The organism is Micromonospora yasonensis, assembly GCF_026013475.1.
In the GTDB taxonomy this organism is placed as follows: domain Bacteria; phylum Actinomycetota; class Actinomycetes; order Mycobacteriales; family Micromonosporaceae; genus Micromonospora; species Micromonospora yasonensis.
This window is the reverse complement of sequence record NZ_JAPDPH010000038.1, coordinates 34,709-43,981: the sequence shown is the minus strand read 5'-3', so window position 1 is coordinate 43,981 and position 9,273 is coordinate 34,709. Positions and strand designations below refer to the sequence as shown.

Annotated in this window: 8 protein-coding genes; 5 read left to right on the top strand and 3 right to left on the bottom strand. The window is 73.9% G+C overall.

Annotated elements, in window-relative coordinates; all coding sequences use genetic code 11:
• A partial coding sequence (locus ONA70_RS11225; protein WP_265006320.1) for a PucR family transcriptional regulator occupies positions 1-307 on the top strand: 307 nt, incomplete at its 5' end.
• A gap of 27 nt (positions 308-334) precedes the next feature.
• On the opposite strand, the gene ONA70_RS11220 is transcribed toward ONA70_RS11225, so the two are convergent.
• Positions 335-1,684 carry a hypothetical protein gene (locus ONA70_RS11220; protein WP_265006319.1) on the bottom strand — a complete coding sequence of 450 codons (1,350 nt, stop codon included), beginning with the start codon at positions 1,682-1,684 and terminating at the stop codon, positions 335-337.
• An 88-nt stretch (positions 1,685-1,772) separates the two neighbouring features.
• Here ONA70_RS11220 and murD point away from each other — a divergent pair, with 88 nt between their 5' ends.
• Both murD and ONA70_RS11210 read left to right on the top strand, forming a co-directional pair.
• Positions 1,773-3,119 carry a UDP-N-acetylmuramoyl-L-alanine--D-glutamate ligase gene (gene murD, locus ONA70_RS11215; RefSeq protein WP_265006318.1) on the top strand — a complete coding sequence of 449 codons (1,347 nt, stop codon included), beginning with the start codon at positions 1,773-1,775 and terminating at the stop codon, positions 3,117-3,119.
• Positions 3,120-3,186: 67 nt separating this feature from the next.
• Positions 3,187-3,552: a hypothetical protein gene (locus ONA70_RS11210; protein ID WP_265006317.1), complete on the top strand. Its 366-nt coding sequence runs from the start codon at positions 3,187-3,189 to the stop codon at positions 3,550-3,552.
• 27 nt (positions 3,553-3,579) lie between these two features.
• Here ONA70_RS11210 and ONA70_RS11205 read toward each other — a convergent pair whose 3' ends face one another.
• Positions 3,580-4,551 carry a hypothetical protein gene (locus tag ONA70_RS11205; protein ID WP_265006316.1) on the bottom strand — a complete coding sequence of 324 codons (972 nt, stop codon included), beginning with the start codon at positions 4,549-4,551 and terminating at the stop codon, positions 3,580-3,582.
• Between the two features lie 391 nt (positions 4,552-4,942).
• On the opposite strand from ONA70_RS11205, the gene ONA70_RS11200 reads away from it, so the two are divergent.
• Positions 4,943-6,250 carry an aspartate aminotransferase family protein gene (locus tag ONA70_RS11200; protein WP_265006315.1) on the top strand — a complete coding sequence of 436 codons (1,308 nt, stop codon included), beginning with the start codon at positions 4,943-4,945 and terminating at the stop codon, positions 6,248-6,250.
• Positions 6,247-7,737 carry a CoA-acylating methylmalonate-semialdehyde dehydrogenase gene (locus tag ONA70_RS11195; RefSeq protein ID WP_265006314.1) on the top strand — a complete coding sequence of 497 codons (1,491 nt, stop codon included), beginning with the start codon at positions 6,247-6,249 and terminating at the stop codon, positions 7,735-7,737. The genes ONA70_RS11200 and ONA70_RS11195 overlap by 4 nt, the downstream gene beginning before the upstream one ends.
• On the opposite strand, the gene ONA70_RS11190 is transcribed toward ONA70_RS11195, so the two are convergent.
• On the bottom strand, positions 7,673-9,109 hold the full coding sequence (locus ONA70_RS11190; protein WP_265006313.1) for an acyltransferase family protein: 1,437 nt from the start codon (positions 9,107-9,109) through the stop codon (positions 7,673-7,675). The two genes, ONA70_RS11195 and ONA70_RS11190, sit on opposite strands and share 65 nt — an antisense overlap.
• Positions 9,110-9,273: the final 164 nt, after the last annotated feature.

Genomic DNA, 9,273 nt, shown 5'->3' with positions numbered 1-9,273 from the left:
GGCCGGCCTGCTGCACCTGCTGCGCGACGAGCCGCGCCTGCAGACCTTCGTCGAGCGGGAGCTCGGCGCGTTGCTGGCGTACGACGCCCAGCACCCGCGTGAGCAGTTGCTCGGGACGCTGCGGGCGTACCTGGAGCAGGGCCGGAACAAGTCGGCCGCGGCGACCGCGGCGCACCTGTCCCGACCGGCGTTCTACGAGCGGCTGGCCCGGATCGGCCGCATCCTCGCCGTCGACCTGGACTCGGTCGAGGCCTGCCTCTCCCTCCACGTCGCCCTCCTGGCCCTCGACGCCGTCCGCACCCCCTGAGGCGGGGAAGGGTGGGGGCGCGCGGGGTCAGGTGAGGGCGGTGAGGGCTTTGGCGTAGGGGGCCGGGACGTAGGTCGGGCCGGCGGGGGTGAAGACGTCCGAGGTGGCGGCGGCCGTCCAGGCGGTGTCGGGCAGGGCGTCGACCAGGGCGCGGACCACGGGGGCGTCGCGCCACTGCTCCTGCTGGGCGAGGAGGCTCAGCGCCACCACCGACTCCTCCACCTCGCCGACGCACTCGAACGGCTTGTGCCCGTCCACGCCGAGCAGTTCCCGGTAGCCAGGGATCTGCGCGGTGTCGGCGAGCAGGTCGCCGCCGAAGATGCGGGTGATCCGCTCCCGGGACATGAACGGGGCCATGGCCAGGAAGACGAACCGGCACTTCGGGCAGTCACGGCACCACCGCTCGCTCGCGTCGCGCAGCTTGAACGCGGCGTTGCAGCTGGTCACCACGGCGTCGTACCGGTCGATCTCGGCGAAGAGCCGGGCGATGTGCAACTCGGAGAGCGACCGCAGCAGGGAGAAGTACGGCTCGGTGAGCCCGGCGTGCTCGGCCAGGGCCGCGCGCAGCAGGCCCTCCGCCTCCACGCCCTTGGACCACTGGTGGTTGATCTCGTGGCCGTGCCAGATCAGGTTGGGGTCGGACGCCGACCGCTCGTTGGACATCACCACGGGGCCGAGACCGTGCAGCACGGCGGTGGCGACCGCGATCAGCGAGTTGATCGCGGTGACCGGGATGTGCCCGTTGCGCGCCCCGGCCGCGTTGAGCTCGAACAGCACCGGGTCGAGCCGCCGCCGGGCCGCCAGCGGCACCAGGTCGGAGGCCTCGTTGACCGAGACGATGACGTGGTTCGGGTTGACCGAGAAGGGCACCGGGTCGAAACCGGCCCGGCGCAGCGCCTCCAGGCTGACGATGGAGTCCTTGCCGCCGCCGACGGCCGACAGCGGGCGCCGGTCCGAGTTGTCGTACACCCGGGGCGCGGCGACCTCGCCGGCCGGCACCTCTGGGCGCAGTTCCAGCACGTGCGGCAGCCGGTTGCGGTACGCGTACTCGCCGAGGCCCTTGGTGTAGACGGCGGTGACGAACTCGACGGCGGCCGTGCCCAGCGGCGCCGGCAGCACCAGCCGGGGCGGCGCGGCGGCCTTGTAGTAGCTGACCCCGGCGACCATGTGCAGCAGTTCGAGGACCCGGTCGAGGGTGGCCGCCGTCTCGTCGGACACCGGCTCGGCCGGCAGCGGCAGGGTGATCACCTCGGTGAACCGCTGCTCGCCGTCGGGGCCGGTGAGGGCGTAGTCCAGCAACACCTCGCCGGTGCCGAAGTCGATCGAGTAGGACGGGAAGGTGAAGGCGTCCATCCGCCGGAGCTGCTCGTTGGGCACACGCCATACTAGGCCCTGGTTCGTCCGCCGTGTCCGGCTGTGCCGGACCGCGCCCGCCCCACCGCCGTCGCAAGCCCGAGGAGAGCCTGTGCGCCTGTCTGATCTGCGCGGACGTCATGTCGCCGTCTGGGGAGCCGGCCGGGAGGGCCGGGCCGCGGTGACCGCGATAGCCGCGCACGGCCCGGCCGACCTGGTGACCGTCGACGACAGCGCCAACTTCCTCAGCCTCCCCTGGGACGGCCCGCTGGCCGAGGCCGCGCCGCTGGTGACCGGGGAGGAGGGCTTCGCCCGGCTGGCCGCCGCCGAGGTGGTGGTCCGGTCGCCGGGCGTGCCGAGCACCCACCCGTGGATGGTGGAGCTGCACCGCCGGGGGATCACCATCACCCAGGGCAGCGCGCTCTGGATGGCCGACCACGCCGACCGGACCGTGGGGGTCACCGGCAGCAAGGGCAAGAGCACCACGTCCAGCCTGATCAGCCACCTGCTCACCGCGATGGACCGGCCGAACGTCTTCGGCGGCAACATCGGCGTGCCGCTGCTCGACCTGCCCGAGGCGGACCTGTACGTGCTGGAGCTCTCCAGCTACCAGTGCGCCGACCTGGCCGACTCGCCCCGGGTGGCCGTGGTCACCGCGCTCTTCCCGGAACACCTCGACGCGCACGGCGGGGAGCGCGAGTACTACCGGGACAAGCTGAACCTGCTCGCGCACGGCCCGCACGCGGTGGTGGTCAACGGCGCCGACCCCCGGCTCGCGCTGGAGCTGGGGGACCGGGCGGCGATCCGCGCCGGCTTCCCCGACACCACCCACGTCGCCTCCGGTCCGGATGGCACGCCCTGGTTCCACCTGCGGGACAACCCGCTCTTCCCCCGTGCGGTGCTGCCGCTGGTCGGCCGGCACAACGAGGGCAACCTCTGTGTCGCCCTGGCGGTGCTCGACGCGCTCGGCGTGGACGTGGTGGGCCGCAAGGACAGCCTCGCCGTGGCGGTCGCCGGATTCCAGGGGCTGGCCCACCGGCTCACCGAGATCGCCGACCCGTCCGGCCTCACCTTCGTCGACGACACCCTGGCCACCAGCCCGTACGCGGCCATGCACGCGATCGACGCGTACGAGGGGCGGCCGCTGACCGTGATCGTGGGTGGCACCGACCGGGGCCTGGACTACACCCCGCTGCGGGACCACCTGGCCGAGCGGGAGATCACCGTGATCGGCATCCCGGACAGCGGCCCCCGGATCGTCGAGGCGCTCGCCGGGCTGCCGGCCGTGCGTACCGAGATCGCCGAGGACCTTGTCGCCGCGGTGGGGCTGTCCCGCAAGCTCACCCCGTCGGGCGGGGTGGTGCTGCTCTCCCCGGCCGCGCCGAGCTACGGCCGGTTCCGCAACTTCGAGCACCGTTCCGAGGTCTTCGCCCAGGCGGTCGCCGACACCGCCCGCTGATCCGACCCGGCCCACCCGGGTGGTGGGCCCCTGGTCGTCGGCCAGCCGCGGGGCTAGCCTCGCGATCATGGCGGTGCAGGTGGACGTGGACCCGGAGCGACTGATCGTCCGGCTCACCGGGGCCGACCGGCTGTGGGCGCTCTCGGCCGGGGTGCGGGCGCCGACCGCCGCGGTCACCGGGGTCCGGCCGGTCTCCCGCGCCGAGGCGTACGCCCGGGGCTCCGGCTGGCGGCTGCCCGGCACCTTCTGGCCGGGCCTGATCATGGCGGGCACCTACCTCTCCCGGACCCACGGCCGCTCGTTCTGGTGTGTGCACCGGGCCGAGGAGGTGCTCCTGGTCGAGCTGGACGGGCAGCCGTTCGACCGGCTCGTCCTGGAGGTGGACCAGCCGGTGGCGGTGTCCCGGGCGATCGCCCGGGCCCGGTTCCGCTGAGTCAGCCCCAGTCGGCCCCGGCGCGGGCTAGGCCAGCGCCGCGTGCAGGGCGCGCATGGACCGGATCGCCGAGCGGATCTCCTGGAGGTACCGCCCCGGGGTCAGGGTCGGCTCGGGCAGCCGGGCCAGGACGGCCAGCGCCGGGTCCACCCCGACGGTGTCGATCCCGCAGGCGTACGGCACCGCGAGGGTGCGTAGCGCGTCGCAGTGCTGGAACGGCACGTAGATCGGCGCGGTCACCATCAGCACCGGGTCGCCGGCGCGCAGCCGGACGTGCTCGGCCCAGAACCGCTGGGTGTCGGCGGTGTGCGCGCGGCGCCGATCGGGCTCGCTGGACGGGGCGGCGAGCACGCGTACCGGCGGCAGCCCGGCCGGGCGGTAGGTGCGTGAGGACCAGGCCCGGTGCGGGTGGTCCGCGTCCTCGCCGGTCTCCTCGCTCGGCGTGCTGACCCCGAACGCGGCGCGGACTCCGGCGTCGAGGACGTCCACCTCGGTGGCGCAGCCGGCCACCCCGGCGTCGGCGAGCGTCCGCGACTCGGCCGGCGAGAGCGCCCGGAAGCTGCCCAGCACGGCCACCTCGCCGGACACCCCGGCGATGCCGCGCACCAGGTGGGCGGCGTACGCGGTGCGCCGCAGGCAGGCGTGCGCCAGCCCGCCGAGCACCAGCAGGTGGGCGTACCGGGGCAGGGTCGGCAGGGCGGCCCGGACCAGACCCAGCGTGTCGGCCGCCGCCAGCACCAGCCGGACCGTGGCCGGGTCGAAGGCCGGCTCCCGGGCGTCGGGGCGTTCCCGCCCCTCCCGGAAGTCCCAGTGTCGGGCGGAGAAGTCGTCCAGCCCGGCCAGGACCGTCGGCAGGTCCCCGGCCGGCCAGTCGCCGCCGAAGTGCCCGACCAGGGCGCGCAGCGGCGGCGACCCGATCCAGGCCCGTACGCCCGCGACCAGCTCGTCGCCGGTCGTCCCCGCCGCGCCGGCCGGCAGCGCCACCTCCGTCGTCCGCACCCGGCGGATGCTACCGCCGGTCGGTGGCCGAGCACCGGCCGTTGTGGATCGTGGCTACCCTGGGTGCCACGACGGGATCGGAGGGTGCCGATCCGGCTGGGCCGCGTTCGGGCTGCTCGCCGCCGCGCTGCACCTGCCGCGCCGGCGTTCCGGGCGGGAAAGCCACTCCGTCCGTACGCCAGCGCGAGTGCCGGCGGTGCGGATCGAGTGGTCGACCAGCCCGAGGGCTGGCGGGAAGAAGGCTGTGGAGGGTATTCCGCCCCGGAAACCGCAACGGCGTGGTTGACGTGGTGTCAGGCGTGGACGGTCGCTGCGCTACAGGCTGACAGTTGTCCCGGTGGTTACCCGGTGAGAGCGTGCGAGGACCAACCGCCGCTGAAGGGTGCGCCGAATGACCTCCGAAGACCTGCTGGCCCGGCACCGGGCCGTGCTCCCGTCCTGGATGCCGCTCTACTACGCCGACCCGATCGAGCTGGTCTCCGGCGCCGGTCGTCGGGTGACCGACGCACAGGGACGCAGCTACCTGGACTTCTTCGGCGGCGTGCTGACCAACATGATCGGCTACGACATCCCGGAGATCCGCGAGGCGGTCGAGCGGCAGCTGCGTACCGGCATCGTGCACAGCTCCACCCTCTACCTGATCCGGCAGCAGGTGGAACTGGCCGAGAAGGTGGCCCGGGTCTCCGGCATCCCGGACGCCCGGGTGTTCTTCACCAACTCCGGCACCGAGGCGAACGAGGCGGCGCTGCTGGTCGCCACCAACTACCGCCGCTCGCACCAGATCCTCGCCGTGCGCAACAGCTACCACGGCCGCTCGTACGCGGCGATGGGGGTGACCGGCAACCGGAGCTGGTCGGCCAGCGCCCTCAACCCGCTCCAGGTCGCCTGGCTGCACTCCGGCGAACGGCTGCGGGGCCTGCTGGCCCGCCTCGACGAGGCCGACCGGATCGACGCGGCGGTGGAGGACCTGCGCGAGGTGCTGGCCACCCAGACCTCCGGCGACGTGGCCTGCCTGATCGCCGAGCCGATCCAGGGCGTCGGCGGCTTCGTGCACGGCCCGGACGGGCTCTTCGCCGGCTGGAAGAAGGTGCTCGACGAGCACGGCATCCTGCTGATCAGCGACGAGGTGCAGACCGGCTGGGGGCGTACCGGCGAGCACTTCTGGGGTTACCAGGCGCACGGGGTCACCCCGGACCTGCTCACCTTCGCCAAGGGCATCGGCAACGGCTTCGCGCTGGCCGGGGTGGTCGGCCGGGCGGACGTGCTGGAGTCGGTGCCGGCGATCAGCTTCTCCACCTTCGGCGGCAACCCGGTCTCCACCGCCGCCGGCAACGCGGTCCTGGACTACCTGCTCGACCACGACCTGCAGGCCAACGCCGCGCGGGTCGGCGCGATCCTCGGCGACGGGCTGCGGGCCGCGACGGCCGATCTCGACTGCGTCGCCGAGGTACGCGGCAAGGGCCTGATGCTCGGCGTGGAGTTCGTCCGCCCGGGCACCACCGAACCGGACCCGGCGCTCACCACCCGGGTGTTCGAGGCCTGCCGGGCCGGCGGCCTGCTGGTCGGCAAGGGCGGCCTCTACGGCAACGTGGTGCGGATGGGCCCGCCGCTGACCCTGACCGAGGACGAGGCCCGGGAGGGCCTGGCCATCCTGGTCGACGCCATCCGGTCCGCCGCGGCGGCGGAGGTGGCGGCATGAACAACATCGGGCACTACATCGACGGGAAGCGGGTCGCCGGCGACTCCGAGCGGCGCGGCGACGTGTTCGACCCGGCCACCGGGCAACGTACCGGTCAGGTGGCGCTGGCCTCCGCCGCGGACGTGGCGGGCACGGTGGAGGCCGCCGAGCGGGCCGCCCGGGCCTGGCGGGACACCTCGCTGGCCAAGCGGACCGCGGTGCTCTTCGCCGTCCGCGAGCTGGTCAACGCCCGCCGGGACCGGCTCGCCGAGGTGATCACCGCCGAGCACGGCAAGGTGCTCGCGGACGCCGCCGGCGAGGTGCAGCGCGGGCTGGAGGTGATCGAGTACGCCTGCGGCATCCCCTCGGCGCTGCGCGGCGGCTTCAGCGAGAACGTCTCCACCGAGGTCGACTCGTACAGCCTGCGGCAGCCGCTGGGCGTGGTCGCGGTGATCTCGCCGTTCAACTTCCCGGTGATGGTGCCGCTCTGGTTCATCCCGCTGGCGATCGCTTGCGGCAACGCGGTGGTGCTCAAGCCGAGCGAGAAGGACCCCAGCGCGGCGCTGCTGCTGGCCGAGTGGTTCACCGAGGCGGGCCTGCCCGACGGCGTGTTCAACGTGGTCAACGGCGACAAGGAGGCGGTGGACGCCCTGCTCGACCACCCGGGGGTGAAGGCGGTCTCCTTCGTCGGCTCCACCCCGGTGGCCCGGTACGTGCACCAGCGGGGTGCGCTGAACGGCAAGCGGGTGCAGGCGCTCGGCGGGGCGAAGAACCACATGGTGGTGCTCCCCGACGCCGACCTGGACCTGGCCGCCGACGCGGCGGTGAACGCCGGCTTCGGCTCGGCGGGGGAGCGGTGCATGGCCATCTCCGCGCTGGTCGCGGTCGAGCCGGTGGCCGACGCCCTGGTCGCGAAGATCGCCGAGCGGATGGCCCGGCTGCGCACCGGGGACGGCCGGCGCGGCTGCGACATGGGTCCGCTGGTCACCGCCGCGCACGCCGAGCGGGTCCGCTCGTACGTGGAGTCGGGGATCGCGGCCGGTGCGGTGCCGGTGGTGGACGGGCGGGCGGTCACCCCGGACGGGGAGCCGGACGGGTTCTGGCTCGGCCCGACCCTGTTCGACCACGTGACCCCGGAGATGTCGATCTACACCGACGAGATCTTCGGCCCGGTGCTCAGCGTGGTCCGAGTCGGCTCGTACGACGAGGCGGTGGACCTGGTCAACGCCAACCCGTACGGCAACGGCACGGCGATCTTCACCAACGACGGCGGGGCCGCCCGGCGGTACCAGCACGAGGTCGAGGTCGGCATGGTGGGCATCAACGTGCCCATCCCGGTGCCGATGGCGTACTACTCCTTCGGCGGCTGGAAGGCGTCGCTCTTCGGCGACCTGCACGCGCACGGCGCCGACGGGGTCGCCTTCTTCACCCGGGGCAAGGTGGTCACGAGCCGCTGGCTCGATCCCCGGCACGGCGGGGTGAACCTCGGCTTCCCCACCCAGACCTGAGCAGTCGCAGCACCCCCGCCCCGGCCAGGTACGCCGCCAGCGCCGGGGCGGGCAGCCCCAGCGGCTCGGGTGCGACCTTGCGGGTGAGGCTGTTGAGGAGCAGCCCGGCGACGATGCCCGCGTACCCGAGGACGGCCAGCGCGGTGCGCAGCGGGCGGGCCGCTACGGCCCCGGCCGGGTGCCGCCGCGACCGGGCCTCGATCGGACCGAAGACGGCGACCAGGGCGGCGAGCACCACGGCGAGGGCGAGCACCCAGGGGATCCGCCAGGCCCACCAGGCCGGCGACCCGACCCGGGGGGTGGGCAGCACGCCGAGCGCGTCCAGCAGGCCGACCAGCAGCACGGCCGCCGTCAGGTGCCAGAGGAAGACGGTGAGCACCACCGCGTTCACCGCGATCACCGCCTGCCACGGGCGGGAGCGGCGCAGCCAGCGCTCGGCCGGGGCACGCAGCAGCAGGATCAGCCCGAGCTGCGCCGTGGCCGCCGCGAGCAGCGCCACGCTCGGCGGGGCCGCGTTGTCCAGCCGGGTCCCCGGCACGTTGAGCATCACCACCGGGTACGGGCCGACGAGCGTCAGCAGCACCAACGCGGCCAGCCCGCCGGCCACCAGCAGTGCCCCGGCGCGCCGGGACAGCGGCAGCCGCCGGCGGCGGGGCAGGTCGGGGGAGCGGGCGTCGTACCAGGCGAAGCCGAGCTGGTGGATGGCCAGCCAGCCGAACAGGTAGTTGCCGGTGGCGAGCCCGGCCGGCCCGAGCAGCCGGCCCAGGTCGCCGAGCGCGACGAGCCCGAGCAGCACCGCCGGCACGGCCAGCCCGAAGCGCCGGTGCAGCGCGTACATCGGTGGGGTCAGCGGCACCACGACCAGGTACGCCACCAGGAACCAGAGCGGGATGGTGGCGAACCAGACCACGGTGCGGACCTGTACCGGGTCGGCGTGCCGTCCGGTGGCGACCGCCGCGCCGACCGCGAGCACCACCAGCAGCGCGGTGGTGGGGCGGACCAGCCGGGCGCTGCGGTCGACCAGCCAGCCGGTGGCATGTCCGTCGACGGCTCCAGGTCGGGGCGCGGCGTCAGACGCGCCGAGCTGGAGTTGTCGCAGTCGGTGCCGGCGGGCGGTCAGCGAGGCGGCGTTGGCGTACCCGCCGACCAGGAAGAACACCGGCATCACCTGGGCCACCCAGGTGAGCGGCCAGGCCCACGGGAGGTCGCCCAGGGCAGAGTGCCCGGTGGGTCGTCCCGACCGGTCGTGCCCGATGACGGCGATTGACCAGTGGCCCAGCACGACCATGGTGATCGCCAGGGCCCGGAGCAGGTCCACGTAGCGCTCCCGCCCGGCCGGCGTGCGCTCGGCGAGCTGCCGCAGGCGGCGCATGGGACCAGGCTATGCCAGCCGGCGCGGACCGGTGGGTGATAACGGTTCGGTCGTCGGGTCTTGTGGTCCACGGCCAGCTGTCGTAGAAATTCTTCATCAACTTCAAAAGAAGTGAAGACGAGCAACACCTGACACCCCCGTGCCTCGATGTCGCGGCCGCCGTC